This is a genomic window from Pseudomonas sp. BJa5 (genome assembly GCF_030272875.2).
Taxonomy (GTDB): Bacteria; Pseudomonadota; Gammaproteobacteria; order Pseudomonadales; family Pseudomonadaceae; genus Aquipseudomonas.
This window is the reverse complement of the sequence record NZ_JALRNG020000030.1, coordinates 16,733-42,116: the sequence shown is the minus strand read 5'-3', so window position 1 is coordinate 42,116 and position 25,384 is coordinate 16,733. Positions and strand designations below refer to the sequence as shown.

Annotated in this window: 27 protein-coding genes and 1 tRNA gene; 14 read left to right on the top strand and 14 right to left on the bottom strand. The window is 63.1% G+C overall.

Features of this window, described 5'->3' with window-relative positions; genetic code table 11:
• Positions 1-279: 279 nt before the first annotated feature.
• The 3 genes from M2D63_RS17425 to M2D63_RS17415 all read right to left on the bottom strand — a co-directional run bounded on the left by M2D63_RS17425 (position 280) and on the right by M2D63_RS17415 (position 2,174).
• Positions 280-738, bottom strand: a complete 459-nt coding sequence (locus tag M2D63_RS17425) for a GNAT family N-acetyltransferase (RefSeq protein WP_285864189.1) — start codon at positions 736-738, stop codon at positions 280-282.
• A 142-nt stretch (positions 739-880) separates the two neighbouring features.
• The gene (locus tag M2D63_RS17420; protein ID WP_285864188.1) at positions 881-1,453 is read right to left on the bottom strand and encodes a glycoside hydrolase family 19 protein; all 573 of its coding nucleotides are present in this window, start codon (positions 1,451-1,453) and stop codon (positions 881-883) included.
• A 454-nt stretch (positions 1,454-1,907) separates the two neighbouring features.
• Positions 1,908-2,174 carry a tail fiber assembly protein gene (locus tag M2D63_RS17415; RefSeq protein WP_285864232.1) on the bottom strand — a complete coding sequence of 89 codons (267 nt, stop codon included), beginning with the start codon at positions 2,172-2,174 and terminating at the stop codon, positions 1,908-1,910.
• A gap of 136 nt (positions 2,175-2,310) precedes the next feature.
• On the opposite strand from M2D63_RS17415, the gene M2D63_RS17410 reads away from it, so the two are divergent.
• Complete coding sequence (locus M2D63_RS17410) at positions 2,311-2,616, top strand: hypothetical protein (RefSeq protein ID WP_405310475.1); 306 nt, start codon at positions 2,311-2,313, stop codon at positions 2,614-2,616.
• Positions 2,579-3,346 (top strand): DNA cytosine methyltransferase, encoded by a 768-nt coding sequence (locus M2D63_RS17405; protein ID WP_405310471.1) that lies wholly within the window; start codon positions 2,579-2,581, stop codon positions 3,344-3,346. The genes M2D63_RS17410 and M2D63_RS17405 overlap by 38 nt, the downstream gene beginning before the upstream one ends.
• A gap of 10 nt (positions 3,347-3,356) precedes the next feature.
• Here the strand turns inward: M2D63_RS17405 and M2D63_RS17400 are convergent, their stop codons facing one another.
• A complete protein-coding gene (locus M2D63_RS17400; RefSeq protein ID WP_285864187.1) occupies positions 3,357-3,581 on the bottom strand; it encodes a hypothetical protein in 225 nt (74 codons plus the stop codon).
• A 79-nt stretch (positions 3,582-3,660) separates the two neighbouring features.
• On the opposite strand from M2D63_RS17400, the gene M2D63_RS17395 reads away from it, so the two are divergent.
• Both M2D63_RS17395 and M2D63_RS17390 read left to right on the top strand, forming a co-directional pair.
• Positions 3,661-4,089, top strand: a complete 429-nt coding sequence (locus M2D63_RS17395; protein WP_285864186.1) for a hypothetical protein — start codon at positions 3,661-3,663, stop codon at positions 4,087-4,089.
• Positions 4,090-4,154: 65 nt separating this feature from the next.
• Positions 4,155-4,610: an integrase gene (locus M2D63_RS17390; RefSeq protein WP_353050869.1), complete on the top strand. Its 456-nt coding sequence runs from the start codon at positions 4,155-4,157 to the stop codon at positions 4,608-4,610.
• Between the two features lie 101 nt (positions 4,611-4,711).
• Here M2D63_RS17390 and M2D63_RS17385 read toward each other — a convergent pair.
• Positions 4,712-4,785, bottom strand: a tRNA-Cys gene (locus M2D63_RS17385).
• A 307-nt stretch (positions 4,786-5,092) separates the two neighbouring features.
• On the opposite strand from M2D63_RS17385, the gene alkB reads away from it, so the two are divergent.
• The 3 genes from alkB (at position 5,093) to M2D63_RS17370 (ending at position 9,241) form a co-directional block, all read left to right on the top strand.
• The gene (gene alkB / locus M2D63_RS17380) at positions 5,093-5,749 is read left to right on the top strand and encodes a DNA oxidative demethylase AlkB (RefSeq protein ID WP_285864185.1); all 657 of its coding nucleotides are present in this window, start codon (positions 5,093-5,095) and stop codon (positions 5,747-5,749) included.
• 81 nt (positions 5,750-5,830) lie between these two features.
• Positions 5,831-7,108 carry a bifunctional O-acetylhomoserine aminocarboxypropyltransferase/cysteine synthase gene (locus M2D63_RS17375; RefSeq protein WP_285864184.1) on the top strand — a complete coding sequence of 426 codons (1,278 nt, stop codon included), beginning with the start codon at positions 5,831-5,833 and terminating at the stop codon, positions 7,106-7,108.
• A 213-nt stretch (positions 7,109-7,321) separates the two neighbouring features.
• Positions 7,322-9,241 carry a DNA topoisomerase III gene (locus M2D63_RS17370; protein WP_285864183.1) on the top strand — a complete coding sequence of 640 codons (1,920 nt, stop codon included), beginning with the start codon at positions 7,322-7,324 and terminating at the stop codon, positions 9,239-9,241.
• 43 nt (positions 9,242-9,284) lie between these two features.
• Here M2D63_RS17370 and M2D63_RS17365 read toward each other — a convergent pair whose 3' ends face one another.
• A complete protein-coding gene (locus M2D63_RS17365; RefSeq protein ID WP_285864182.1) occupies positions 9,285-10,109 on the bottom strand; it encodes a bifunctional 2-polyprenyl-6-hydroxyphenol methylase/3-demethylubiquinol 3-O-methyltransferase UbiG in 825 nt (274 codons plus the stop codon).
• A gap of 46 nt (positions 10,110-10,155) precedes the next feature.
• Positions 10,156-12,249, bottom strand: coding sequence for a TonB-dependent siderophore receptor (locus M2D63_RS17360; RefSeq protein ID WP_285864181.1), 2,094 nt, complete (start codon positions 12,247-12,249; stop codon positions 10,156-10,158).
• A gap of 199 nt (positions 12,250-12,448) precedes the next feature.
• Between M2D63_RS17360 and M2D63_RS17355 the strand changes: the two genes are divergently transcribed.
• The gene (locus M2D63_RS17355; RefSeq protein ID WP_285864231.1) at positions 12,449-13,315 is read left to right on the top strand and encodes a LysR family transcriptional regulator; all 867 of its coding nucleotides are present in this window, start codon (positions 12,449-12,451) and stop codon (positions 13,313-13,315) included.
• On the opposite strand, the gene M2D63_RS17350 is transcribed toward M2D63_RS17355, so the two are convergent.
• Positions 13,289-14,440, bottom strand: a complete 1,152-nt coding sequence (locus M2D63_RS17350) for an HPP family protein (RefSeq protein ID WP_285864180.1) — start codon at positions 14,438-14,440, stop codon at positions 13,289-13,291. The genes M2D63_RS17355 and M2D63_RS17350 overlap by 27 nt on opposite strands.
• A 230-nt stretch (positions 14,441-14,670) precedes the next feature.
• Between M2D63_RS17350 and M2D63_RS17345 the strand changes: the two genes are divergently transcribed.
• Together M2D63_RS17345 and M2D63_RS17340 are read left to right on the top strand one after the other, a co-directional pair.
• Positions 14,671-15,162, top strand: coding sequence for a GNAT family N-acetyltransferase (locus M2D63_RS17345; protein WP_285864179.1), 492 nt, complete (start codon positions 14,671-14,673; stop codon positions 15,160-15,162).
• Positions 15,163-15,237: 75 nt separating this feature from the next.
• On the top strand, positions 15,238-16,266 hold the full coding sequence (locus M2D63_RS17340; protein WP_285864178.1) for a GlxA family transcriptional regulator: 1,029 nt from the start codon (positions 15,238-15,240) through the stop codon (positions 16,264-16,266).
• A 51-nt stretch (positions 16,267-16,317) separates the two neighbouring features.
• On the opposite strand, the gene M2D63_RS17335 is transcribed toward M2D63_RS17340, so the two are convergent.
• Genes M2D63_RS17335 through M2D63_RS17325 form a run of 3 tightly spaced genes read right to left on the bottom strand, consistent with a single transcriptional unit; the run spans position 16,318 to position 18,990 of the window.
• Positions 16,318-17,619 carry an MFS transporter gene (locus M2D63_RS17335; protein WP_285864176.1) on the bottom strand — a complete coding sequence of 434 codons (1,302 nt, stop codon included), beginning with the start codon at positions 17,617-17,619 and terminating at the stop codon, positions 16,318-16,320.
• Between the two features lie 43 nt (positions 17,620-17,662).
• Positions 17,663-18,604, bottom strand: a complete 942-nt coding sequence (locus M2D63_RS17330) for an NAD(P)-dependent oxidoreductase (RefSeq protein WP_285864175.1) — start codon at positions 18,602-18,604, stop codon at positions 17,663-17,665.
• A 38-nt stretch (positions 18,605-18,642) separates the two neighbouring features.
• Positions 18,643-18,990, bottom strand: a complete 348-nt coding sequence (locus tag M2D63_RS17325) for a RidA family protein (RefSeq protein WP_285864174.1) — start codon at positions 18,988-18,990, stop codon at positions 18,643-18,645.
• A 249-nt stretch (positions 18,991-19,239) separates the two neighbouring features.
• On the opposite strand from M2D63_RS17325, the gene M2D63_RS17320 reads away from it, so the two are divergent.
• Both M2D63_RS17320 and M2D63_RS17315 read left to right on the top strand, forming a co-directional pair.
• On the top strand, positions 19,240-20,646 hold the full coding sequence (locus M2D63_RS17320) for an FAD-binding oxidoreductase (protein ID WP_285864173.1): 1,407 nt from the start codon (positions 19,240-19,242) through the stop codon (positions 20,644-20,646).
• A gap of 9 nt (positions 20,647-20,655) precedes the next feature.
• Entirely contained in the window at positions 20,656-21,003 is a 348-nt protein-coding gene (locus tag M2D63_RS17315; RefSeq protein ID WP_285864172.1) for a cupin domain-containing protein, read from the top strand.
• On the opposite strand, the gene M2D63_RS17310 is transcribed toward M2D63_RS17315, so the two are convergent.
• Entirely contained in the window at positions 21,000-22,565 is a 1,566-nt protein-coding gene (locus M2D63_RS17310; protein ID WP_285864171.1) for a sensor domain-containing diguanylate cyclase, read from the bottom strand. The genes M2D63_RS17315 and M2D63_RS17310 overlap by 4 nt on opposite strands.
• Positions 22,566-22,767: 202 nt before the next feature.
• Complete coding sequence (locus M2D63_RS17305; protein WP_285864170.1) at positions 22,768-23,184, bottom strand: MerR family transcriptional regulator; 417 nt, start codon at positions 23,182-23,184, stop codon at positions 22,768-22,770.
• An 81-nt stretch (positions 23,185-23,265) separates the two neighbouring features.
• On the opposite strand from M2D63_RS17305, the gene M2D63_RS17300 reads away from it, so the two are divergent.
• Entirely contained in the window at positions 23,266-24,501 is a 1,236-nt protein-coding gene (locus tag M2D63_RS17300) for an NADH:flavin oxidoreductase/NADH oxidase family protein (RefSeq protein ID WP_285864169.1), read from the top strand.
• A 187-nt stretch (positions 24,502-24,688) separates the two neighbouring features.
• Complete coding sequence (locus tag M2D63_RS17295) at positions 24,689-25,126, top strand: nuclear transport factor 2 family protein (RefSeq protein WP_285864168.1); 438 nt, start codon at positions 24,689-24,691, stop codon at positions 25,124-25,126.
• Here the strand turns inward: M2D63_RS17295 and M2D63_RS17290 are convergent.
• Positions 25,123-25,371: a helix-hairpin-helix domain-containing protein gene (locus M2D63_RS17290; protein WP_285864230.1), complete on the bottom strand. Its 249-nt coding sequence runs from the start codon at positions 25,369-25,371 to the stop codon at positions 25,123-25,125. The genes M2D63_RS17295 and M2D63_RS17290 overlap by 4 nt on opposite strands.
• Positions 25,372-25,384: the final 13 nt, after the last annotated feature.

Below are 25,384 nucleotides of genomic sequence, written 5' to 3'. Positions count from 1 at the left end.
GGCGAGTGGCAAAGATTCGCCTCCACGCCACTGAGTCAGCCACCGCGTGCTTAGCGCCGCTACCTCCCTCGGTCGGTCAGCCACCCGACTGCGCCCGAATAGCGGGTTAGCCTGCGAGAGGTCCTACACTGGCTTGATCAATTCGAGTAGCTAGAATAAATGGCTGACAGTGAATCTTGGGTGGCCGCTTTCGATCCAAAGTAGCCGTTCATGAAAGGTTGGTGGCAATCCCAAGCAAACGCTCCGCATCCCGTTCAATTTTAGAATTACCAATATCGTTCAATCACTTAACTTTATTTCGAGAATGTCATCTCCAGAGCCATCCCTTTCCCCTGTTGGGCTCCATCCCAGATGTCGATAGAATCCATATGACCGAACATTCGGATCGCTGGAACAAGCCAAGAACACGCGATGAAACCCTTGATTTTTGAGTTGATCAACCATCATCGCAAGCAGCGTTTTGCCGATTCCCAGTCCTTCGTATGAAGGAAGAAGGGCGAGGACAACAATCTCGCCGGTATCCCGATCTCCAAAACAGTAGCCAATCATCCGGCCATCGTCACACGCTACGAAGCCAGGGCAACTGCCGTCTTGGATGCCCGTGCTCCAAGATTCGGTGGTAATGCCAAGTGCATGCAACTCTTCTGGTGAGAATGCATTTTCTCGCGTCAGCCCTCGGATTTTGATACACAGGGAGGCGTCATCCGGGTTGGCAGGACGATAGGTCAGGTTAGCCATGAAATTATCACTGTATTGGCGGATCTATAGTTCAAAGGATACGAAATGCCTGTAATAGCTGATATCCAATTCAATGCCAACATTCGTCTAACCGTTTCGTAGTGTCAAACGACTCGATGTTTTAAAATGTAATTCCGCTCGGTCACTCCAAATCTCCGCTTTGGGTCGGAAGCCGCCTGACGCAGGCAGCCTTCATGCATGAAAAACGACAATGGAAATTCGCCCACCACCAAACGGCGGACATGGCGGCGTGCTCCGGCTGCTCGAGCAGCTGGGGTTCATCTTCCAGCGGCAGGCCCAGGCCGGTGCCGGCGCCGGCATATTTGGTCCGGCCGGTGACCTGCAGCAGGCCGCGCCCGCGAAAGCGCCAGCCGTCACCCGGGTGAATGTTGCCGTTGCGCCCGGCGTAGGCGTCGTTGGCAATCGTTTCCGGCTTGCGCGCCAGGCTGATTGCCTTCGCGTTCGGCTTGCCGTCAGTGCCGCGGTATCGGCTCTTCCAGGTGGCGGCCAGACCTTCGGCGCCGTAGTTCAAGTTTTCGACCAAGTTCCGCAGCTGGCCCGACTCATGCCCGACCTGGGCCAGGAACGCCGCCTGACGAACCCGGCTGTCGATCTTGTAGCGCGCCATGGCCCGGTTGAGTGCAGGCAAAAAAATGCCCGCGACTGGGCGGGCTTTGGGGAGGATCTGCAGCAGTTGCTGCTCAATAATGGGCATGTGTTTCTCCATAAGAAACTTCAATCCGCAATTTAGGAGGCATCCTATATACAGATGATGAATACAGGGTAAGATCCCCTCCCCCCCGCTCGTCAAATTCAAAGGAGTGAATAATTTGTCTAATCTAGCGACGTTTAACATGATTGTAACAATGTTGTGGATCGGCGCCGCAGCAATCTCTCAAGCATTTTCTTACTATCGTTTCTGGCTCGACGACTTTGAGAAACCCATGCCACCTAACCGGGCATTAGTTGTATTAAGGAAACTTTTCAAAATACCGCCTAAAACTCTTGAAACATTAGAGTTATTCCTGCTCAGCCTAGTTTTCTTTCTTAGCCTACCGGTATCAGCGTTCGTATTGCTTGGGGTACTTTTAGCTCGACATAAACGTAAAGCTAGACGAGACCAAAAGTTCGCTGGAAATGACGCCGTGGTGTGATTGGCTGCTGCGGGTTCAATCGGGGATGGCCGGCCAGCTGATGCTATCCGGGTAACCTGGCTGGTCTTCGACCCGATTGAGCGCTACGCGGTACTTCTTCCACAGGACAAGCTCCACCTTCTCGGCGTCCGTGGCCTCTTCAATGTCAACCGCATCCTGCAGCGGGGCGATTCTGATCGCGGCCATCTGTAGCAGCGAATCCCGCTTGGCGAGCGCCAATACTTCCGCGCTGGGCTTCTGGGCCTCCAGCCACTGGACGACCGCCGGGTCGCTGTCATCCATCTCCACCCATTCGATGTCGTTCATCGGGTGCTGGGGAGAGCCGGACAGGCCGACGATTTCACCTTCCACGACGTACACCACCGATGGCGAGGCGCCGAAAAAGTCGCTGACCGATGCCATCAAGAAGTCGCTTTCCATGCTCGGCTTCAGCGCAGACGTATTCCTGGGCATGTTCGATGACCGCGACTACGTTCAACAGCGTGAATTGCTCTCGAAGCTTCCAGGAAGAAACATCGAGCCGCCCTTTTTCTTGCCCTTCTTCTTTCGGCGCTTCTTCGCCAACTTGCTTAGTCCGAGCGCCTTGTTCAAGGCTTCCTCTGCAGTGAGAACGATGCCTGTTTGCTTAGCATTGGCCTCGATGGCATTCCGCCAATCACCCGCATGCCGAACACGTCTGTCAGGACCTGCACCAAGCCAGATGGGAGCAAGTGCCGAAGCATGACCTGCTGCTGGCCTCCCCATGCTGCCAGGGCCACTCGAAGGCCCGGGGTAAGAAGTCGGGCAACCCGCAGCACGATTCATCCCGCTCGACAGCCTGGGCCGTGGTATCTGCCTTGGAGTTTCACCGGCCGGAAGCGGCGCGGGTGGAGAACGTCGAAGAGTTCACTGACTGGGCGCTGTACCCGGCCTGGGTGCCGGCGGTGCAGGCGCTGGGTTACCAGGTCGCGCCGCACGTCGTGGACTGCGCCGACCTCGGCGTGCCACAGCATCGGGTAAGGCTGTTCCTGGTCCTGACCCGCAGCAAAGCACCGCTGATGCTCGAGCTGCACCGGCGCCAGCATGTGCCAGCGGCCAGTTTCCTCGACTTCGACGCCGGGCGCTGGTCTTCGATCGACAAGCCGGGTCGGGCCCAGGCCACCCTGGAGCGGGTACGCAGCGGCCGCGAGCGCTTCGGCGACCGGTTCATCATGCCCTACTATGGCAAAGGCTCAGGTCTCACCGGGCGCGACATCAACCGCCCGATTGGCACGATCACCACCCTGGACCGCTGGGCGCTGGTCGACGGCGACCGCATGCGCATGCTCAGCGCCGACGAGGCCCTGGCCGCGCAGTCGTTCCCGGCTGACACCCTGCACCCGGACAACCACCGACTGACCATGCACATGGCCGGCAACGCAGTACCGCCGCTGGCCGGCCAAAGGGTGATTGAAGCGCTGCCGAAGGCGGCTTAACCACTCACACCTATTGCGCCGAAGCATCGGCATCATGTGAATTTGGTTTGATTTCCGTATACCAGTGGGGCGGCTCACCTACCCCCCAGATCACGATATTGACCTTTTGGCAGTGCTCACACTGGAACTCAAACTCAGGCCTTGGGTCATCGGGGTCGAAGTTCATTGCCTCCCCACAGCCCGCACAGCCCGCACAGCCCGACATTAGCGTCTGTTTATTGTCACGCTCGCTCATAACGCGCACCTCTCTGCAATACGTTAAGCGTAGCCAACTCCAACGTCACAGAATCACGCCAGCCCGGCGAGGTATCCCCATGCCCACAGAAAACCGATCCAGCAACACCGAGATGGTCAGCGTGCCGCGTGAGCTGCTGCGGAGGATTGACCACATGTACACAGAAGGCATGAGCATCTATGGCGAATGCGAAGAGCTGCGCGCCCTTCTCGCCCAGCCGGCCGATCAGACCAATGCCGCTCGCGACGTTATCGCTGAGCGCCGACGTCAGATTAGCGCCGAGGACTACAAGCTAGAGCGCGATGACTGTTACACCTTCTGCGAACTGGCCCTGGCCGCTGCGGCCTATGCGTGCAGCGCTGGAGGTGCACAGAAGGTCGGGCGCTCCCTGTTCCGCCGGGACATTGAGCACTGGAAGCCCACCACCCCGCGCCGCGACCTGGTGAAAGCCGGCGCCCTGATTTTCGCCGAGATCGAACGCCTGGACCGCCTCAACGCCAGCAATTAACCGAAGGAGTACAAATGTACTCCACCCCGCTTTAACCCCTCCCCCCCCCTATTCAATGCCGCGATATGTCGGCGTGGAAGGCGACCACAAACGACCTGGATAGCGAGTTTTACTCAGTGGTCCAGGGCAAGACCGGCAAGTACCTGCGCATCCGCCTGGTCATAAATGGCGAAGACACCAGCCTTGGTACGTTCCTGGCTGGACTGTTGGAGCGCCGACGCATCGCCGGTATCCGCAGCTCTCGTCTGATCACCAACCGGTCGGGGCTGCGTATGAGCTGGAAGATGATGAACAATCGCTGGAATGAAGCTCGGGACGAAGCCATGAAGCAGGCGATCGCTGACAGCAACCCGGATCTGGCGGATGACATCAGGCAGTTCCAGTTTCGAGACATCCGACCGAAGGCGGCATCTGAAATCGAAGACCTCAGCCATGCAAGCCGACTGCCGGGGCACTCGAAAGAGAAGATCACGCAGGAGGTCTACCGCCGGGTCGGCGAGGTCGTGAGCCCGACCAAATAACCCGTAGTTGCGGAAACGATGCTGAAAGATGCGGAAATGATCGGCTTTTCAGAGCCCAAACGAAAAACCCCGCAGACCTTGATCTGCGGGGCTTTCAATAATGGAGGCCGAGGTCGGAATCGAACCGGCGTAGACGGATTTGCAATCCGGAGCATAACCACTTTGCTACTCGGCCTCAAATGCCCAAGACCCTTCAATCAGCGATCTCAAACATATACAACTCTGTAAGGAAACAACTCGCTAAAACCGCTATCTCCTTGAAAACGCTAGGCTTTTCAGCTGTGTCGCTTTCGATGGGGAGAATTATGGACTCATTCGATTGAGCTGGCAACCCCTTGAATTCAAAAAGTTTTATTTTTTTTCACCAAGGGGCTTCAAGTGCCGTGGACGCGGGGTTTCAAGCCAGGATCCGGGATGACGCACCCACGCCAAAGCGCCTTATCATACGGGTATCGCCCCTGCCCGCCTACTGTTCGTTGACGATGATGCAAACCGAACTCGACCTTTTCGACCCTGGCGCCCCGCTGCAACCGCAGTGGGTGGCAGCACAGGCCGTGGTACTGCCAGGCTTCGCCCTGCCGCAGGTCGAAGCCTTGTTGCCGGAATTGCGCAAGGTCGTCGCCGCGGCGCCCTTTCGCCATATGCTCACCCCCGGCGGGCAGAAGATGGTGGTCGGCCTGACCAATTGCGGTGAGCTGGGTTGGGTCAGCGATCATCGGGGTTACCGCTACAGCCCGTTCGACCCCTTGAGCAACCAGCCCTGGCCGGCGCTGCCCGAGGTGTTGCTGGACCTGGCCGGTCGCGCGGCCGCCCTGGCCGGGTTCGCTGGTTTTCGTCCCGATGCCTGCCTGGTCAACTGCTATCGCCCCGGTAATCGCCTGAGCCTGCACCAGGACCGTGACGAGCAGGACTTCAGCCAGCCGATCGTGTCGGTGTCGCTGGGTTTGCCGGCGGTGTTCCTGCTGGGCGGACAGGTACGCAACGCGCCGACCCAGCGCATCGGCCTGCGCCATGGCGATGTGCTGGTCTGGGGTGGCGAGGACCGGCTGCGCTTTCATGGGGTGCTGCCACTCAAGCCTGGCGCCCATCCGTTGCTGGGCAATCTGCGTATCAACCTGACCTTGCGCAAGGCCGGTTGAGTGCGCCAGACGTGCCCCTTGACCGCCACATTCGCCGCGCTCCATGCTCTGGCCTCCGTCAGACTTTCAAGGAGTGATTGCATGAAGCTGGAAACCCTGGCCATCCACGCGGGCTTCAGCCCCGACCCGAGCACCAAGGCCGTCGCCGTCCCGATCTACCAGACCACCTCCTTTGCCTTCGACGACACCCAGCACGGCGCCGACCTGTTCGACCTGAAGGTCGCCGGCAACATCTATAGCCGGATCATGAACCCGACCAACGATGTGCTGGAGCAGCGCATGGCTGCTCTCGAAGGCGGCGTCGGTGCCCTGGCGGTAGCCTCGGGCATGGCGGCAATTACCTATGCCATCCAGACGGTGGCCGAAGCCGGTGACAATATCGTCTCGGTGGCCAAGCTGTACGGCGGCACCTATAACCTGCTGGCCCACACCCTGCCCCGCTTCGGCATCCAGACCCGCTTCGCCGCCCACGACGATATCGCCGCCCTCGAAGCCCTGATCGACAGCCGCACCAAGGCGGTGTTCTGCGAGTCGATCGGCAACCCGGCGGGCAATATCGTCGACCTCAAGGCCCTGGCCGATGCCGCCCATCGTCACGGCGTGCCGCTGATCGTCGACAATACCGTGGCCACGCCGATCCTCTGCCGGCCGTTCGAACATGGCGCCGATATCGTCGTGCACTCGCTGACCAAGTACATCGGTGGCCACGGCACCAGCATCGGAGGCATCGTCATCGATTCGGGCAAATTCCCCTGGGCCGAGCACAAGGAACGCTTCGCCCTGCTCAACACCCCGGACCCGTCCTACCACGGCGTGACCTACACCGAAGCCTTCGGCCCTGCCGCCTTCATCGGCCGCTGCCGGGTGGTGCCGCTGCGCAACACCGGGGCTGCACTGTCGCCGTTCAATGCCTTCCTGATCCTGCAAGGCCTGGAAACCCTCGCCCTGCGCATGGAGCGCCACACCGAGAACGCCCTGAAGGTCGCCCGTTATCTGCAAGCCCACGAGCAAGTGGCCTGGGTCAAGTACGCAGGCTTGCCTGACCATCCGGAACATGAACTGGCGCTGCGCTACACCCAGGGCAAGCCGGCGTCGATCCTCTCGTTCGGCATCAAGGGTGGCCAGGAGGCCGGGGCGCGCTTTATCGATGCACTGAAACTGGTGGTTCGCCTGGTCAATATCGGCGATGCCAAATCCCTGGCCTGCCACCCTGCCTCCACCACCCACCGCCAGCTCAACGACGAAGAACTGGAGCGGGCCGGCGTGCCGCGGGACATGGTGCGCCTGTCGATCGGTATCGAGCATGTAGATGACATCATGGCCGACCTGGGCCAGGCGCTGGAAGCGAGCCGTTCTTGAACCAAAGGTGACCGTCATCGCAGGCTTCGCCAGCTCCCACAGGGTTTCGAATACACCGCCCACCGTGGGAGCTGGCGAAGCCTGCGATCGACTGCCCAGCAGTCGCCCCAGGCATACACGAAGCCTGTATATGCATACAGATAAAACTTGCCTCCTGCGCCAATCCTGCGCATCCTATGCCCCACCCAAGCCATAGAACGACACCCCGCCGGCATGCGCCTGTTTCTCTGCGAAAAACCCTCCCAGGCCAAGGATATCGCCAAGGTCCTCGGCGCCAACCGCCGCGGCGATGGCTGCTGGGTCGGCACTGACGTCACCGTCACCTGGTGTATCGGCCACCTGCTGGAAACCGCCCCGCCCGACAGCTACGACGAGCGCTACAAGCGCTGGGTGCTGGCGGACCTGCCGATCATCCCCAGCCAGTGGAAGATGCTGGTCAAGCCCAAGACCGCCAGCCAGTTCAAGGCGGTCAAGCGCCTGCTGGGCGAAGCCCGGGAACTGGTGATCGCCACCGACGCCGACCGCGAAGGCGAGATGATCGCCCGCGAGCTGGTGGAACACTGCCGCTACCGTGGGCCGATCCGCCGTCTGTGGCTCTCGGCCCTGGACGATGCCTCGATCCGCAAGGCCCTGGCCGCGCTCAAGCCGGGCAACGAAACCTTCAGCCTGTATCACTCGGCATTGGGCCGCTCGCGGGCCGACTGGCTGATCGGCATGAACATGAGCCGGCTGTTCACCCTGCTCGGTCGCCAGTCCGGCTACCAGGGCGTGCTGCCGGTGGGCCGGGTGCAAACCCCGACCCTGCGCCTGGTGGTCGACCGCGACCGCAGCATCGCCGACTTCGTGCCGGTGCCGTTCTGGGCCATCGATGTCCAGCTCGACAGTGCCGGGGCACGATTCACCGCACAATGGCGCGCCAGTGAAGACGCCTGCGACGACCAGGGTCGCTGCCTCAAGCAGGACCTGGCCCGGCAGGCAGCCACCGCCATCGGCAATGCCGGCACGGCCCGACTGGTCAAACTGGCCACCGAACGCGTGCGCGAGGCGGCGCCCCTGCCCTTCGACCTCGGCACCCTGCAGGAGCTGTGCTCGAAAAAACTCGGCCTCGGCGCCCAGGAAACCCTCGACATCGCCCAGGCGCTGTACGAGACCCACAAGCTGATCACCTACCCGCGCAGCGACTGCGGCTACCTGCCCATGAGCCAGCACGCCGAGGCGCCGGGGATTCTCGCCGCCCTGCTGCGCGCCGACTCCGGCCTTGCGCCCTTGCAGGCTCACCTGCAGGCGCAACGCCGTTCACGCGCCTGGAACGACGCCAAGGTCAGCGCCCACCACGGCATCATCCCCACTGCTGCGGCCAGCGATCCGTCACGCCTGCCGCCCAAGTACAAGGCGGTCTACACCCTGATCCGTGCTCGCTACCTGGCCCAGTTCCTGCCCAACCACGAGTACGACCGCACCCAGGCCGATTTCGACTGCGCAGGTTACGACCTGCGCGCGGTGGGCAAGCAGATCGTCGAGCCGGGCTGGCGCCGTGCCCTGCCCGAGGCGCTGACGCCCGGCAAAGGCCGCGAGGCGCCGGTTGCCCAGGTGCTGCCGGCCTTGCGCCAGGGCCAGGACTGCGCCGTGGTCGAGGTCAACCTCAAGGACCTGTGGACCCAGCCGCCCAAGCCCTTCACCGAAGGCGACCTGATCAAGGCCATGAAGAACGTAGCCAAGCTGGTGGACGACCCGCGCCTCAAGCAGAAGCTCAAGGACACCACCGGCATCGGCACCGAGGCCACCCGCGCCGGGATCATCCAGGGCCTGCTCGACCGCGGCTACCTGGTCAAGAACGGCAAGGCGCTGAGCGCCACCCCGGCAGCCTTCAGCCTGATCGACGCGGTGCCCCGGGCGATTGCCGACCCGGGCACCACGGCGATCTGGGAGCAGGCCCTGGACATGGTCCAGAGCGGTGAGATGAGCCTTGAGGAATTCGTCGCCAAGCAGTCGGCGTGGATGAGCAAGCAGGTGGAACGCTGCGCGGGGTTGAGCCTGACCATCAGCGGGCCGCCGACACAACGGGCGCCGTGGAAGAAGAAGCGCAAGAGCAGTTCAGCGCCGGCCAAGCGGACGCGCAAGCCACGGATGTAGGAGCGGGCTTGCCCCGCGATAAGGCCCGCGCACCCGACCACCCTCACCCCCGCTTCACCGCCTGCAAGGTATAGCTCAACGGCAAGCGCCAGCGATCCTTGCTCAGCATCCACTCCCCATCCTCACGCTTGCTCATCTGCCCCGGCAGCGCCTCCCAGGGAATGCTGTCGTGTTCCACCAGTGCGCTGATCTGCAAGCCATGGGCGAGCAAGGCGCTGATGACTTCACCCAGCCCGTGGTTCCACTCATGGGTCAGCGTGCGGGTCAGCGGCGTATCCGTCTCGACGTAGGTCTGGTCGCTGTCCCACACCGTCGGCGCCTCCCGCTCGAAGTAGGGAAACTCGATCAGCAGCTTGTCCTGGTGGTCCTCGTTCACCGCCAGCAGCATCGGGTGGCCTTCACGCAGGAACAGCCGGCCACCGGGCTTGAGCAAGGCCGCCACCGTACGCGCCCAGCGCTCGATGTCCGGCAGCCAGATCAGGGCGCCGATGCCGGTGTAGACCAGGTCGAAGCTGCCCGCCGCCAGCACCTGGTCGGCGGCGTAGACGTCAGACTCGACATAGTCGATCGGCGCGCCGCAACGCGCGGCCAGTGCGCGCGCCTGGGCCAGCGACTGGGCGGAAAAGTCCAGCCCGCTCACCTGCGCGCCCAGCCGCGCCAGCGACAGGGTGTCGGTGCCGATATGACACTGCAGGTGCACCGTGCGCAGGCCGCGGATATCGCCCAGGCGCGGCAGGTCGAAACGCACGACCTCGGAGAGGTGTGCGGGGTCGGTAATGAATGCCTCCACCTCATACTCGCTGGACGCTGCATGCAGCGGCGCCCGTTCATCCCAGTTGAGGCGGTTCAGTTCCATCGAGTCGTTCATCAAGGGCCTTCCATTGCCAAGGGTGAGAGCCTCGACTATAGCCCGCTCACAGCGCCACGCTCAAACTGAGCATCAGGTTGCGCGGCTCGCCCGGCAGGTTCCACACCGCGTTGTAGCCGCGCTCGTAGTATTTGCGGTCGAACAGGTTGTTGAGGTTCAGACCGACGGTAGCGTGTTCATTGACCTTGTAGTGCGCCAGCAAGTCGACGGTGCTGTAGCTCGGCAAGCGGAAACTGCTGCCCGCCTGGCCGGAACGCTCGCCCACATAGTTGGCCGCTGCACCGACATCAGCCCCGTGCAACACCCCCTGCTGAAACTCATACACCGCCATCACGCTACCGCTGTGCCGGGGAATCCCCAGCAGGTCGCTGCCCTCGGGCAGGTTGGCATCGCCCTTGGTCACCTCGGCATCGATATAGGCATAGGCACCGATCAGCCGCAGCGCCTCGCTGAGTTGGCCGCTGAACTGCAGATCGACACCCTGGCTACGTGCCTTGCCGGCGGCGATGCTGTTGCCCAGGGCATCGGTGGTGATGACGTTTTCCTTGTCGATATGAAACAGCGCGAGCGTCGCTCCCAGACGGCTGTCGAACAGGTCGAGCTTGAGACCGGTTTCATAGCCCAGGCCCTTCTCCGGCTTGTACACCTGGCCCTGGGTGCCGATGCTGTTGGGCTTGAACGAAGTGGAGGCATTGGCGAACACGCCGACTTCAGGGGTGAGCTGATACAGCAGACCTGCGCGAGGTGTGGCTACATCCTTCTCCTGACGGTTGCTGACCTGGCTGGCACGGTTCTGCGCGGTCTGTTCGATATGCTCCAGACGCACACCCAGCAATCCTCGCAGGCGCTCCGTGAACAGGATCTGGTCCTGCAGGTTGAGGGCGTAGCTTTCGGTGCGTTCGAAGAAGTCGTTGGGGTTCACCAGTGCCGGTTTCGGCTGGCCATACACCGGGTTGTAGATGTTCAGGCCGTAGTCCTGCGAGGTGATGCTCTGCGGGTACTTCTGGCTGTTGCGGTAGTTCTCGTACTCAAGGCCGATCAGGCTCTGGTGCTGCCAGCCGGCGAAGTCGAAATGGCCATGCAGTTCGGCCTGGGTGATGCTGTCGTTCCACTCGAAATCCCGCTCGCGGTAGAAGCGGCTCAGCGTCGTGCCGACCAGGCGCTGGGGCTCGGAGCTGTTGCCCTTGAGGCGGCCCTGGGTGTAGTGGTTGGCCAGGCGCAGCTTCCAACTTTCGTTCAGGTAGTGCTCCAGGGTCAGGTCCAGGGTCTGGTTGTCGTTGCGGATGCGCCCGTCGTTCGGCTCACCGAAAAAGCTCGAACGGCTGACCGGCCCCAGTTCATTGTTCACGGCGGGAATGCCACGGTCGAACACCGACTCGGTACGCGAGAACTCACTGTCGATCGACAACAAGGTGTCCGGGCTCAACTGCCAGCTCAGCGACGGGCTGACGATGCGTCGCTCGCTGCCGACGTAATCGCGAAAGCTGCCGTTGTCTTCCACTGCCAGGTTGACCCGCGACAACACCCGGCCGTCCTCGTCCAGCGGCGTGTTCAGGTCCAGGCTGCTGCGGTAGCGGTCCCAGCTACCGGCATTGGCCTTGAGATGGGTGAAGGCCTCGGCCTGGGGCCGTTTGCTGACGATATTCACCAGCCCGCCCGGATCACCGCGCCCGTACAGGCTGGCCGCCGGCCCCTTGAGCACCTCGATGCGCTCGATGTTCGAGGTATCCGGGGCGCTGTAGCTGCCGCGGTTGACCGCGAAGCCGTTCTTGTACAGCTCGCCGGTGGTGAAGCCGCGCACGCTGTAGTTGAGGAAGGTCAGGCCACCGAAATTGTTCTGCCGGCCGACCCCGCCGGCAAAGTCCAGAGCGCGGTCGATGCGCGTGCTGCCCAGGTCTTCGAGCACCTGGGCCGGGACCACGGCGATGCTCTGCGGGATGTCGCGGATATCGGTGTCGGTTTTCGTCGCGGTGCCGGAGCGGGTGGCGCGATAGCCCTGCACCGGGCCGGTGGCGGTTTCCTCGAACTGGCGTTCGTTGACGTTCAAGGCTTCGAGCAATACGGGCTCTGTGGCGGCGGTGGGCAAGGCAAGCAAGGATGCGGACAGGCCGAGGGACAGCCGTGCGGGGAACGGGTTCATGGGGGCTCCTTTCTATTATGTAATAACATAACAATTATGTAATCCATTGAAAAGCATTCCCCCACCGGTGGGAGCGGGCTTGCCCCGCGATCGACCCCACCACCGCATCGCGGGGCAAGCCCGCTCCCACCACGGTGCAGTTGCCCTGGCTCGGTGCAAAACCTCTAGAATGGGCAACCTTCCCGACCTGGCAACCTCCATGGATATCGAGCTGGCCCGCACCTTCCTTGAAATCGTCCGCAGCGGCAGCCTGGTCGCCGCCGCCGAGCGCCTGCACGTCACCCAGACCGCCATCACCGCCCGGGTACAGAAGCTCGAACAACACCTGTCCTGCCAGCTGTTCATCCGCAGCCGCAGCGGCGCCAGCCTCACCGCCGACGGTGAAGCCTTCGTGGTCTATGCCAATCAGCTGGTGCAGACCTGGGAAGCTGCCCGCCGCGACCTGCCCCTGCCCGAAGGCTGCCACCAGGTGCTGCACATCGGTGGCGAAGTGAGCCTGGGCAACCCCATGGTGCTCGACTGGGTCGGCGCCCTGCACCAGCAAATGCCCAGCCATGCCATTCGCAACGAAGTCAGCGATGGCGAATCCTTGCTGCGCAAACTGGAGATGGGCGTGCTCGACGCCGTGCTGGTGTACCAGCCCACCTACGGCCCGGGCCTGCAGGTGGAGCAGTTGATGGAAGAAAAGCTCATCCGCATCCGCCACAAGGACAAGCCTGAGCCCTACATCTATATCGACTGGGGCGAAGCCTTCCGTCGCCAGCACGACGCCGCCCTACCCGAATGTGCGCGCCCTGCCCTGAGCTTCAACCTCGGCCCGCTGGCCCTGCAGTTCATTCTCGAGCACGGCGGCAGCGGCTACTTCCGTACCCGCGTGGTGCAGAGCTACCTGGACAGCGGTGTGTTCGAACGCGTGCCCCAGGCCCCGGAATTCACCTACCCCACCTACCTGGTGCACGCCCGTGAGCGTGACAGCGAAGCCCTGCAGCAGGCCTTCAGGATCCTGCGCGAGCGAGTGGCGGCAGGCGACAGCGACTGGTCACAACGCTGGGACCCGGTGATCTGAAACCTGCGCGGCACTGAGCAGGTGCCGCTTGAGCCCGGCGATCAGATCGGTCTGGGTGATCACCCCGACCAGCCGCTCGCCGTCCATCACCGGCAGGCAGTGCAGCCCTTGCTCGCTGAGCAGTGGAATCAGGGCCACCGCCGGCTCGTCGCTGCGCACCGTGATCACCGGCCGGCTCATCAACTGCTCCATCAGCACCCGGGGCCTGCGCCCGAACAGGCCGCGCCAGCTGAAGCGCGCCTGGGCCATGGCCGGCCCGACCAGGTCGCTCAGGCTGACGATACCCACCAGGCGCCGCGCCTCATCCAGTACCGGCAAAGTCTTCAAATGGTGGCTCGACAGCAGTTGCCAGGCTTGCTGCAAGGTCGTCTTTGGCGTGGCCTGCTGCACATCCCGCGACATCACCGAGGCCGCGGTAATCCCACCCAGGCTGCGCTGCAAGGCATGTTGCTCGGTAGCCAGGATGATCCGCTCCAGTTCGTCGCGGGTCACGTCGACGAACTCACCCAGCTCTTCCAGGGCCTGGTCCAGGTCCGCCCCGCTGACCCCGACCCGCTCCCCCGGCAGCACATCGGCGGTGTGGTGCAGGTCCTTGCGCGGCGCGGCGGTCTTCGGATAACGCACCCCAGTCAGGCGGTTGTAGAGAATCGCCACCGCCACCAGCACCAGGGCGTTGAGCATGATCGGCTCGAACACCTGGTCGCCCAACGCCGCCAGGGTCGAATCGGCCAGCACCACACTCACCGCCACCCCGCCACCGGGCGGGTGCAGGCAACGCAACAGGCACATCAGCACCAGCGCCACGCCCAGGGCCGCTGCCGCGACCCACAGCGCCGAACCGAACAGGTGATGCATCAGCAACCCGACGGCCGTGGCGCAGGCATAGCTGCCGAGTACCGGCCAGGGCTGCGCCAACGCGCCGGAATGCACGGCGAACAACAACACCGCCGTCGCCGCCAACGGCCCGAGCAGGTGCAGCGCCACACTGGAGCCGAAGGCATAGCTGCAGGCCAGACCTGCGAGGAACAGGCCGAGCAATGCACCGACACCTGCGCGTAGCCATTCTTTGGGAGGGATATTCAGAGGTGCCGGCAGCAGCCGGCCGAACCCGTTGCGTGTAGACATGGGAAAATCGTGTACCTGGCAGTAGAAAAAAGCCCGGCCAAAACGGCTGGGCTGAGTATTGCGAAGCGCAATACTGAATAGCTCCGTCCATGGAGATGGAATTTTTTGGGGTGTTGCGTGCGGGCGATTTTGCCGGTGAAGCGGCAGGCGGTGGTAATTCAAAAAACTGAGGGGTAGCTGCAATATTTTTTATACTGACCGCCAACCCGCCTCTCGCCCCCGGAACTCAAATGGCCTCTCCCACCTTCCGTAACGCTGCGTTGTCCGACGCGTCCCGCTGCTTCCAGATCGAATCCACCGCCTACGAAGGCGACGAAGCCGCCACCCTGGAGAAGATCACCACGCGCATCGCCCAGTACCCCGAGGGCTTTCTGATCATGGAAGCGGCCGGTGAAGTCATAGGCTTCATCAACTGCGGCTGCGCCTTCGAGGTGGTGATGTCCGATGAAGCGTTCAAGGAACTGGTCGGCCATTCGCCGGATGCACCGAACGTGGTGATCATGTCGGTGGTGGTCGACCCCGCCCAGCAGGGCAAAGGCTATGCCTCGCTGATGATGCGCGAGTTCATCCGGCGCATGAAGGCACTGGACAAACAGACCATCCACCTGATGTGCAAGGAGCGACACGTGGCGCTCTATGAACGCATGGGCTATGGCTACGTGAAGCCTTCGGCGTCCGATCATGGCGGCATGGCCTGGCATGAAATGTTGATGAAACTGTAGGTTCAACGGGGGATGCTGTACGGCTGTACTGGCTCGGGGTAGGATCGTTTTCGTCCTGCGCTGCCTATAAAAACAATGAAGACCCAAAGCCATTTCGAAACCCCGCACGACACCTCGGCACCGCCGGGCAAGCCCGACCTGCGGGTCGCCATCGTGCTGATCGAGCAGTTCACCCTGACGCCGGTGGCCGGCTTCGTCGACTCGCTGCGCTTCGCCGCGGACCGCTCGTTCGACAGCCGGCAGATCTACTGCCAATGGGACTGGCTGAGCGTGACAGGCGAAGCGGTCACCGCCAGTTGCGGCCTGCCGATTGCCCCGACCCGGCCCCTCGACCCGGATGAGCGCTACGACTACGTGGTGCTGGCCGGCGGCCTGCTGTCAGGGGTCATGAACCCAGCACCCGAGCTGCTCGGCTACATCCATCGACTGGTCGAGCGCAAGGTGCCGATCATCGCCTTGTGTGCCTCCTACTTCACCCTTGGCCTGGCCGGCGTGCTCAAGGGCCGGCGCTGCGCGGTGCACTTCACCGTACGGGATGAATTCGCGGCGCTGTTCCCCGACACCCGGATCGTCGTCGACAAGGCCTATGTGGAAGACACCGGCATCTTCACCTGCCCGGGCGGCACCGCATTTGAACTCGCGGCCGAGATCATCAGCCGTCACTGTGGCAAGCGGCGGGCGCAGAAAGGCCTGGAATACCTGCTGGTCAATGACGAGGAAGTCCAGCGCAACACCGACACCGCTGTGGCCCACGTCTACCAGGACCCGCTGGTGCAGCGCGCCATCGACTACATGCGCAGCCACCTGGACAGCCACTGCACGCTCAAGCAACTGGCAGCGAGCCTGGGCTGCAGCGAGCGCCAGTTGCATCGCGCCTTCCTGGTCAACACCGACCAGCCGCCGGCCCAGTATTGGCGCCAACTGCGCTTGCAACAGGCACGCAAGCTGCTCAGTGACACCAGCCTGCACGTGACGCAGATTGCCTACGCCACGGGCTTTGCCGATGCCTCGCATTTCATCCAGCAGTTTCGCAAGTGCTACGGCGAGACGCCGCACCTGTTTCGCAAGTTCCGCCACGAGGCCGAACGACTGATTCGGCCATGACGCAAAACGGCCCGCCAGCATCCGGCTGGCGGGCCGCGTTGTCGAGCAGGCTCAGCGCACGTAGCGAGGATTGGTTTCCGGCGCCCAGAGCAGGCACACCAGCGCACCGATCACCAGCGCCGCGACACAGGTGCCGATGGCCGCCGAGGTGCCGAAGCGCTCCATCACCACTGGCAGCAGGAAGGTGCAGGACGCCGCGCCGATCCGGCTGGCCGCCACCGACAGGCCGACGCCGGAGGCGCGCAACTCGGTGGGGAACAGCTCGGAGGTGTAGGCGAACTCCAGCACGCCGGAGCCGGCCATGACAAAGGCAAACACCGCAAACACCCCAACCACATAGACCGCCGGCATGCCGCTCCAGCTCGCCAGCACGAACAGCGCGATGGCGTTGAGGGTGAAGGTGCCGATCAGGAACGCCCGGCGGGTCAGCAGGTTGATCAGCATCAGCCCGGCAATGGAGCCAGCCAGCAGGAAGACGTTATAGACCAGGCCGCCGGTGTAGCTGTCTTCCACCTTCAGCGCCGAGAAGATACGCGGAATGAAAGTGCTCATGGCGAAGTACGGGATCACCTGGCAGGTGTAGAAGATCGCACCCACCAGCGTGTTGCGCCGCTGCTGGCGGCTGAACAACTGGCTCCAGGAAGCTTTGCTCACGCCCTGCTCCACCGTCGGCAGCTCACCACCGCCCAGGCGCTCGATCACCTCGCGGGCTTCACGCTGGCGGCCCTTCTTCATCAGCCACAGCGGCGATTCCGGTGTGCCCTGGCGCACCAGCAGCACCAACAGCGAAGGCACCACGCTACTGAACAGAATCCAGCGCCAGGCATCGTCGCCTGCGGCCTGGAGGACGTAGCCGATGATATAGGAGATGGTGAAACCCAGGGTCCAGGCCACGGCCATCAGGGCCAGCAGCGGCCCGCGAAAACGTCGCGGCACCAGCTCGGCGACCAGCGATACACCGACCACGAAGTCCGAGCCCAGGGCAAAACCCAGCAGCAGGCGCAGCACCAGTAACTGCTCGGCGTTCTGGGCGAAGAACTGGGCCACCGAGACGATGCAGAACAGGGCCATGTTCCAGCGGTAGATGTGCTTGCGCCCGTAGCGGTCGGCGAGCGGTCCGGTCAGCAGGCTGCCCAGGAACAGGCCGATCAGCGCCGCACCGCCGAGCAAGCCGAGCCAAAGCGCGTCCAGGCCCAACGGCGTGGTCGCAAGGCTGATGGCGATGCCAATGATGCCAAGGACATAACCGTCACAGAACTGGCCCCCGACGCCGCCGACGGCGGCCTTGATGTGCAGGGGGCGTATGGGTGATTCATCAAAGGAGCGGGTACTGGAGATTTCGACGTTCTGCATGACCTACCTCTTGTTGTTTTTATGTGTGGGCGAGCGGTGATCACTACGTGCGTGAAACGAATGCCGTGACGTTGTCCAGCGCCCTGTCCATCAGCGCTTGCGTGGCCTCGGCGCTGCTCCAGGCGATATGCGGGTTGAGGATCAGGTTGTGGCTGGCGGCCAGGTGCAGCAGCGGCTCATCGAGGCTGATGGGTTCATGGGTGATGACATCGAGCGCGGCGCCGCCGATCTGGCCGGTCTGAAGGGCATGGATCAGGTCGGGCTCGTTGATCACCGCACCGCGCGAGGTGTTGACCAGCACCGCGTCGGTCTTCATCCAGGCCAGTTGCTGGCGGCCGATCAGGTGGCGGGTCTGCGGGGTCAGCGGGCAGTTGATCGAGACCACGTCGCTGCGGCGCAGCAGTTGCTCCAGCGACAGGTAGCGCTCACCCTGGTAGTGACCCTCGCGATCATGGAAATAGACCTCCATCTCCAGGCGCGTGGCCAGCTCGGCCAGGCGCTGGGCAATCGGACCATGGCCGATGATGCCAAGCACCTTGGCGCGAATGTCGCGGATCGGGTAGTCGAAATAGGTGCTGTTCCAGGCCCTCTGCCCGCTGCGCACCTGCATCAGCAACTGGTGGTAGCGGTCGACGTTGCGCAGCAGCGAAAAGATCATCGCCAGCGCATGCTCGGCCACCGCATGGGTGCCGTAGCCAGGCACGTTGCTGACCTGAATGCCGCGCTGATGGCAGTAGTCCAGATCGACCACATCGGTACCGGTCATGGCCAGTGAGATCATCTGCAGCGACGGCAACTGCTCAAGCTGCTGCACCGTGATCGGCACGCCGCTGGTAATGGCGATGGTGGCGCCGGCCAGCCGTTCGACCATCTGCTCGGGGCTGGTGTAGTCGTACAGGGTCCAGCGATGAGGAAAAGGCAGTTCCTTGATCAGCACGCTTTCGGCGAAGCCGTCTCGGTCGAGGAATACGACGTCATGCAACATGGACACCTCCGTGGGGCATCGAGTGTTTTGCTCTTCCGTCAGCTGACGGCCGAGGCCTGGATTTCCAGGCGGTAACGGCTGTCGGCCAACGCCGCGCCCACGCAGGCACGCACCGGCGGGTTGGCGCGGTCGACCCAGGCGTCGTAGACCTCGTTCATCACCTCGAAGTCGGCCATGTCGGCGAGCCAGATCTGCACCCGGGTCAGGCGCGACTTGTCGACCAGGGCCATGGCCAGGATGTCGTCCAGTTGCTGCAGCACGTCGCGGGTTTGCGCACCGATGCCCTGCTCCGGGTCGCGGGCGACGATGCCGGCGGTCTCGATCCTGCCTTCGCAGATCACACACAGGCTGTAGCGGGCGTTGCCGCCCAATCGTTGCAGGTTCATGCCGACCTCTCTTGTCATTGTTCTAGGGGCGATGCCGCCAGGCTGGCGGGCACTGGCGAAAAGTCTGTGGCCGGCTGCGAGCGCCCGGCTAGGAAGAAAATGACGATAAACAGGAGAATTCGGCAAAATTAAAAAATCCTATTAAAATTTCCCATTGGTAAATTTTTGTGTTGTTTTTTTACTGATCTGGCGATAGCTTCGAGACCATAACAACAGTCTCCCGTCCTTCACTCGCCACGAGACGTGCCCATGAAATTCCCTGCCGTTGCCCCGTTGAAACGCAGCTTCTGGCTGCAGTCGATCGAGCCTGCCCTGCAACCTTCGCCAGCCCTGCAGGGTGCACATTTGGCCGATATCGTGATTGTCGGTGGTGGCTTCGTCGGCTTGTGGACGGCACTGACGATCAAGGCGCACGAGCCCGATTGCCGGGTCATGGTGCTGGAGCAGGATGTGTGCGGTGGCGGGGCCTCGGGGCGCAATGGCGGTTTCGTGATGTCCTGGTGGCCGAAGATCCAGTCGCTCACCTCGTTCTGCTCCACCGAGCAGGCGACCTTTCTGGCCAAAAGTGCCGAGCGGGCCATCGGTGAACTGGGCGAGTTCTGCCAGCAGCACGGCATCGACGCCGCCTTCCGGCAAAAGGGCTGGCTATGGACGGCCACCTGCGAGGCCCATATCGATGCCTGGAACGGTACCCTGGCCGCCTGCGAGCGCGTGGGTGCCCGACCGTTCGAGCGGCTGTCACGCCAGGAGGTGGCCAGGCGCACCGGTTCGAGCGTTCACCTGGCCGGTGTGCTCGAACGCAGTAACGCCACGGTGCAACCGGCCGCCCTGGTGCGCGGTATGCGCAGGGTGGCGATCGAGGCTGGCGTCGAGATTTATGAAGGCACTGCCGTCAGCGAAATCCAGCCCGGACGCCCGGTGCGGCTGATCACCGCCAACGGCCGCGTCGAGGCCGGCAATGTGGTGCTGGCCACCAACGCCTGGTCATCGGCCATCCCTGAACTGGCGAAACTGTTCGTGCCGGTCGGCAGTTCCATCGTAGTCACCCAGCCCCTTGGCAACCGCCTGGACGGCATGGGCTGGAGCGGCGGCGAAGCGATAACCGACTCGCAACTGCTGGTCGATTACTACCGCACCACCGGCGATGGCCGGATTGCCTTCGGCAAGGGTACCGGGTCGCTGTCCTATGGCTCGCGCATGGGCGAGGTATTCAGCGAAGACGCCGAGGGCATCGGCCTGACCACCTCCGACCTGCGCCGTACCTACCCCATGCTCGACGATGTCGGCGTCAGCCACGCCTGGTCCGGCCCGATCGATCGCACCTACGACAGCCTGCCGGTGTTCAACCACATCGATGGCAGCGACAACATTCACTACGGCATCGGCTGGAGCGGCAACGGTGTCGGCCCGAGCCGCCTGGGCGGGCGCATCCTGGCGAGCCTGGCGCTGGGCAGGAACGATCAATGGAGCACCTGCGCGCTGGTCGGCCGGCGCTGCAAACCCTTCCCGCCGGAGCCGCTGCGCTACCTCGGCGGCACCCTGGTCCGTGGTTCGGTGCTGCGCAAAGAGCGCGCCGAGCTTGGCGGTAACAAGGCAAACCGGCTGGACGTGATGATGGCCGGCTTTGCCCCTGCTGGTCTTGAAGACAAATCCTGAGGAAACGCCATGTCCCCTGTTCTGATCCGCCTTGAAAACGACCACCAGTTCAGCGAGCCGGTGCCCGCCAGCCTGCCCGTTGGTGAACCGGTGCCAATGACGCGCACGGCCGTGCACCATGACATCGCCACGCAAAACGTCTCCGGTGGTTTCTGGGAATGTTCGCCCGGCCGCTTGCGCCGCGCGGTGATGCAGGCCGAATTCAGCTACTTCATCGAAGGCAAGGGCAGCTTCACCCCCGACGGCGGCGAGCCCATTCATTTCAAGGCCGGCGACTCGATCTACTTTGCCGCCGAGACCCATGGTGAATGGGAGATCGTCGAGACGGTGCGCAAGACCTACTTCATCCTCGGCTAAGCCTGCACCACCACCCGGTTGCGCCCCTCCTGCTTGGCCCGGTAGAGCAATTCGTCCGCGCACTTGAGGATCGCCTCCGGCGTGGGTGTCTGCTCGCTGCGACAGGCCACGCCGATGGAAATGGTCAACGTCCCCGCCGGCTCGATCGGGGTGCTGGCGATGGACTGGCGAATGCGTTCGGCAATTTCCCCGGCACGTTCAAGGCTGGTGTCCGGCAACAGCAGCACGAACTCCTCGCCACCTGCCCGGCAGGCCAGGTCATCCTCGCGGGAATTTTGCTGGATGATCGCAGCCATCTGCTTGAGCACCAGGTCACCGATGTCATGGCCAAAGGTGTCGTTGACCCGCTTGAAGCGATCGATATCCAGGGCCAGGGCAGCATAGTGCCGGCCCTCCTGGTCCAGTGTCTCAAGGGCCTTGTTCATCGCCCGACGGTTGGCCAGGCCTGTCAGGGGGTCGTTCTGTGCATCCCTCTTGAGTCTGCCAAGTTTCTGCTGGAGCAGCTGAACCCCATCCAGCAGTGCTGCACGAATGGCCGCAGCCTCGGCATACCAGGCATTGATAGCTTGCAACTGGCCAGTGGTTTCCGGCGCTGAAAGCTGCGTCGCACTGTTGGCCAGTTGTCGCAGCGGGCGGGTGATCAACATGGTTCCCAGCAGGATCAACAGCAAACCAAGCACACCGGCGGGAATGATCTTCACGAGCATGTCGCGCATCAGTTTGCCCAGCGGTGCCAGGGCCAGCTCGCGCGGCAATTGCGAGACCACGGTCCAGTTGGCGTCGGCGACCTGGGCGTAACCTGCCAGCACCGGAATGCCCTGGTAGTTGATGGCTTCCATGGCCCCGCTCTCGCCGCGCAAGGCGGCATCGATCGTCGGACTGCTGGTCAACAGCTCGCCGACCTTGGTGATATCGGTGTGATAGAGCAAGCGCCGGTGCTCGTCGGCCACGAAGGCAACCGTGCCGTCCTGGTGATAGTGGTTGCCGATCAGGGTGTGCAGCACGCTGCGCTGCTGAATGAACACCGACCCGGCGATGACCCCGAGAAACTGCCCCGACGGGCTGAAGATCGGCTGGGAAATCGCCACGACCATCTGGCCCGTCAGGGTGGTGTAGGCATGACTGACCAGGGGACGCTGCTCGGCCAGTGCCTGCTGGATTTCCTCGGACTGGATCCGCGTGCCGAGCATTGCCGGCACCTCGGGCCAGTTCTGCACCACCCTGCCGTTGGCATCGACGATCAGCACGGTGTTGAGCTCTGTATCCTGGGCTTGCAGGCGCATGGCCTCATCCTTGAGCAGCTGCGCATTGGAAAAGTCGCGCCCAAGCCGCTGGCTGCTGAAACTCATGCGCTCATGCACCGACGTGAGAAAGGCGGTGATGCTCGAAGCGACCTTGAAGGCGTAGGCGCGGTTGGCCTCCAGCGCCGAATGCACCAGGGCGTCACGTTGCACGCCCCAGGCCACGAACAGGCTATTGCACAGTGTGGCCAGCACGGCCAGCAGGACGAAACTCAGGATCAGGCCGCGCAGGCCGATGGACATGGGACCTAGTTTGCTCATGAATACTGCCGTACGGATGCTTTACTGCTGCGGGGTACTGCTGCCCCGCCCCCCTGCTGGCCGGTCCACAAGACGGCCCATGCGCCTGAAGCGTAGCTGATCGAAAACGGCTGTAGGAGCGGCGGTGCGACGACTCGACTTGCCCCGCGATTGCGTGTTGTCAGCCATATCGCATCGCGGGGCAAGCCCGCTCCCACAGCGGCTACGCGTCGGTGGTGTTGGCCTGCAGGCGCTTGAGCAACAACTGCGCGTTGTCGGCGCAGGGCCGCTCTTCGGGGCGGTTCTCGATGCTTTCGATCACCAGCAGCAGTTGCGCCCGGTTCTGCTCGAGCTGCTGCTGCAGCGCCTCGATTTCGGCGACCTTGCCCTTGAGGCCGGCGAGCAACTCGTCGTGTTGCCAGGCATTGGGGCTGACCGGCAACAGGTGGCGGATTTCATCGAGCGAGAACCCGGCACGCTGGGCGCCGGTGATGATCTGCAGGATCCACACCGCGTCCGGGCTGTAGTCGCGATAGCCATTGGCCTTGCGCGTCACCGACGTGATCAGGCCGCTGGACTCGTAGAAGCGGATACGTGAAGCCGTCAGGCCGCTGCGCTTGGCCAGCTCTCCAATCCTCATTGCGCGCTCTCCCAAAAGGCTGTTGACATTAAAGTTAACTTTAATCTTATGGTTGATCCACGATCAATAGAGGTGGCCCCCATGAACCTGTTCGACACACTGATGCTCCCCAACGGCGGCGTGATCGCCAATCGCCTGGCCAAGGCCGCGATGGAAGAGAACATGGCCGATGCCGACCAGGCGCCCTCGGCCGAGCTGATGCGCCTCTACCAGGCCTGGGCCGAGGGTGGTGCCGGCCTGTTGATCAGCGGCAACGTGATGGTTGACCGCCGGGCCATGACCGGCCCCGGGGGCGTGGTGCTGGAGGACGACCGGCAGCTGGACAAGTTCAAGCGCTGGGCCGCCATCGGCCGCGCGCGCGGTGCGCAGTTCTGGCTGCAGATCAACCACCCTGGCCGGCAGATGCCGGCCAATCTCGGCCAGCCGACCTGGGCCCCCTCGGCAGTGGCGCTGGAGCTGGGCAACCTGTCCAGGCACTTCAATCTGCCCCAGGCGATGACCGAGGACATGATCGATGAAGTGATCCAGCGTTTCGCCCGCACCGCGCAACTGGCCGAACGTGCTGGCTTCAACGGCGTACAGATCCACGCCGCCCATGGCTACCTGCTGAGCCAGTTCCTGTCGCCGCTGGCCAACCAGCGTACCGATGCCTGGGGCGGGCCGCTGGAAAACCGTGCCCGTCTGCTACTGGAAATCGTCAAGGCGGTGCGGGCCGTGGTGTCTGCGCAGTTTGCCGTGGCGGTCAAACTCAACTCCGCCGACTTCCAGCGCGGCGGCTTCAGCGCCGACGATGCCCGCGAAGTGGTCAAGCTGCTCAATGACCAGGCCGTGGACCTGGTTGAGTTGTCGGGAGGCAGCTACGAGGCGCCGGCCATGCAGGGCCAGGCCCGTGATGGCCGCACCCTCGCCCGCGAAGCGTATTTTCTGGAATTCGCCCGGGATGTGCAGCAGGTGGCCAGGATGCCGTTGATGGTCACCGGCGGCATACGTCGCCGGGTGGTTGCCGAACAGGTGCTGGGCAGCGGCGTAGCCATGGCCGGCATGGGCACTGCACTGGCCATCGCCCCCAACCTGCCGCGCGACTGGCTGCGGGGCAAGGACACGGCGCCGCAGATGCCACCCATCACTTGGAAGAACAAACCGCTGGCATCGCTGGCGAACATGGCCCTGGTCAAGTTCCAGTTGCGCAAGCTCAGCCTGGGCCGAGCGCCCGACCCGAAGGTCTGGCCGCTTCGGGCGTTGCTTGGGCAACAGCTGGCCAACGCCCTGCGTGCCCGCCAGTACCGGCAGTGGATGGCGCAGCGTGCCGAAAGCTGATGGCGACTGCTGCGCAGTCGATCGCAGGCTTCGCCAGCTCCTACAGTGATTGCAGGGCATCTGTAGGAGCTGCCGCCAGGCTGCGATCGGGCGCGCAGCGGCCGCAGCGATCGTCTGGATGGACGATGCCGTCTGCCGCTGTGCTGGTGACGATGTCCCGGACAGGATCCATGAGCCAGGATGACCAATGAGCAATGACCTTATCGCAATCACCAACCTGCTCTACCGCTACGCCGAGACCATGGACAGCGGCGATCTGCAAGGCGCCGCCGCCCTCTTTCGCCATGCGCGGATCAAAGTCCCGGGCTGCGACACCTATCTGGACGAGGCAGGCATCCTGCGCATCTGGCAGCAACGTTTGATCATCTATCCCTGTGGAACGCCGCGGACCCGACACATCATCAGCAATCCGATCATCGATATCGATGACGCTTCAGCCAGGGCGACCGTGCGCTCGTACTACACGGTCCTTCAGGCACCTCCCGGGCACCCCCTGCAACCTATCGCCGCAGGGCGCTACCACGATGAGTTCGAGCGCATCGACCAGCAGTGGCGTTTCAGCTTTCGCGACTACTCCCTGCTGGACCTGGCCGGAGACCTGGGCCATCACCTGAACGGACGTTAATCCGCGCCCTCCACCACTTCCCGGGCCTTGGCGATCGCAGCCTGAATCGCTGCCCGCGCCTGCGGACTGTTCTTCCAGCAGCTGGAGCCGACCAGGGCAGAAGCCTGGGTGACGACATCGAGCGCATCGGCCCTGCTCAGTTGATCGAGGGTGAAAATCCCCAACTGCTCAAGCCGCTGCACCACCGTCGGACCGACACCTTTGACGCTCAGTAACCTTTGCTTTTCTTCCGCTGAAAATTCCATATCCATTCCTTTT

Bases quoted from the DNA above. Each gene is read 5' to 3' on its own strand.
- M2D63_RS17425 (WP_285864189.1), bottom strand. From the start codon at position 738: ATGGCTAACCTGACCTATCGTCCTGCCAACCCGGATGACGCCTCCCTG.
- M2D63_RS17420 (WP_285864188.1), bottom strand. From the start codon at position 1,453: ATGCCCATTATTGAGCAGCAACTGCTGCAGATCCTCCCCAAAGCCCGC.
- M2D63_RS17415 (WP_285864232.1), bottom strand. From the start codon at position 2,174: ATGGATGACAGCGACCCGGCGGTCGTCCAGTGGCTGGAGGCCCAGAAG.
- M2D63_RS17410 (WP_405310475.1), top strand. From the start codon at position 2,311: ATGCTCGGCTTCAGCGCAGACGTATTCCTGGGCATGTTCGATGACCGC.
- M2D63_RS17400 (WP_285864187.1), bottom strand. From the start codon at position 3,581: ATGAGCGAGCGTGACAATAAACAGACGCTAATGTCGGGCTGTGCGGGC.
- M2D63_RS17395 (WP_285864186.1), top strand. From the start codon at position 3,661: ATGCCCACAGAAAACCGATCCAGCAACACCGAGATGGTCAGCGTGCCG.
- M2D63_RS17390 (WP_353050869.1), top strand. From the start codon at position 4,155: ATGTCGGCGTGGAAGGCGACCACAAACGACCTGGATAGCGAGTTTTAC.
- alkB (WP_285864185.1), top strand. From the start codon at position 5,093: ATGATGCAAACCGAACTCGACCTTTTCGACCCTGGCGCCCCGCTGCAA.
- M2D63_RS17375 (WP_285864184.1), top strand. From the start codon at position 5,831: ATGAAGCTGGAAACCCTGGCCATCCACGCGGGCTTCAGCCCCGACCCG.
- M2D63_RS17370 (WP_285864183.1), top strand. From the start codon at position 7,322: ATGCGCCTGTTTCTCTGCGAAAAACCCTCCCAGGCCAAGGATATCGCC.
- M2D63_RS17365 (WP_285864182.1), bottom strand. From the start codon at position 10,109: ATGAACGACTCGATGGAACTGAACCGCCTCAACTGGGATGAACGGGCG.
- M2D63_RS17360 (WP_285864181.1), bottom strand. From the start codon at position 12,249: ATGAACCCGTTCCCCGCACGGCTGTCCCTCGGCCTGTCCGCATCCTTG.
- M2D63_RS17355 (WP_285864231.1), top strand. From the start codon at position 12,449: ATGGATATCGAGCTGGCCCGCACCTTCCTTGAAATCGTCCGCAGCGGC.
- M2D63_RS17350 (WP_285864180.1), bottom strand. From the start codon at position 14,440: ATGTCTACACGCAACGGGTTCGGCCGGCTGCTGCCGGCACCTCTGAAT.
- M2D63_RS17345 (WP_285864179.1), top strand. From the start codon at position 14,671: ATGGCCTCTCCCACCTTCCGTAACGCTGCGTTGTCCGACGCGTCCCGC.
- M2D63_RS17340 (WP_285864178.1), top strand. From the start codon at position 15,238: ATGAAGACCCAAAGCCATTTCGAAACCCCGCACGACACCTCGGCACCG.
- M2D63_RS17335 (WP_285864176.1), bottom strand. From the start codon at position 17,619: ATGCAGAACGTCGAAATCTCCAGTACCCGCTCCTTTGATGAATCACCC.
- M2D63_RS17330 (WP_285864175.1), bottom strand. From the start codon at position 18,604: ATGTTGCATGACGTCGTATTCCTCGACCGAGACGGCTTCGCCGAAAGC.
- M2D63_RS17325 (WP_285864174.1), bottom strand. From the start codon at position 18,990: ATGAACCTGCAACGATTGGGCGGCAACGCCCGCTACAGCCTGTGTGTG.
- M2D63_RS17320 (WP_285864173.1), top strand. From the start codon at position 19,240: ATGAAATTCCCTGCCGTTGCCCCGTTGAAACGCAGCTTCTGGCTGCAG.
- M2D63_RS17315 (WP_285864172.1), top strand. From the start codon at position 20,656: ATGTCCCCTGTTCTGATCCGCCTTGAAAACGACCACCAGTTCAGCGAG.
- M2D63_RS17310 (WP_285864171.1), bottom strand. From the start codon at position 22,565: ATGAGCAAACTAGGTCCCATGTCCATCGGCCTGCGCGGCCTGATCCTG.
- M2D63_RS17305 (WP_285864170.1), bottom strand. From the start codon at position 23,184: ATGAGGATTGGAGAGCTGGCCAAGCGCAGCGGCCTGACGGCTTCACGT.
- M2D63_RS17300 (WP_285864169.1), top strand. From the start codon at position 23,266: ATGAACCTGTTCGACACACTGATGCTCCCCAACGGCGGCGTGATCGCC.
- M2D63_RS17295 (WP_285864168.1), top strand. From the start codon at position 24,689: ATGAGCAATGACCTTATCGCAATCACCAACCTGCTCTACCGCTACGCC.
- M2D63_RS17290 (WP_285864230.1), bottom strand. From the start codon at position 25,371: ATGGAATTTTCAGCGGAAGAAAAGCAAAGGTTACTGAGCGTCAAAGGT.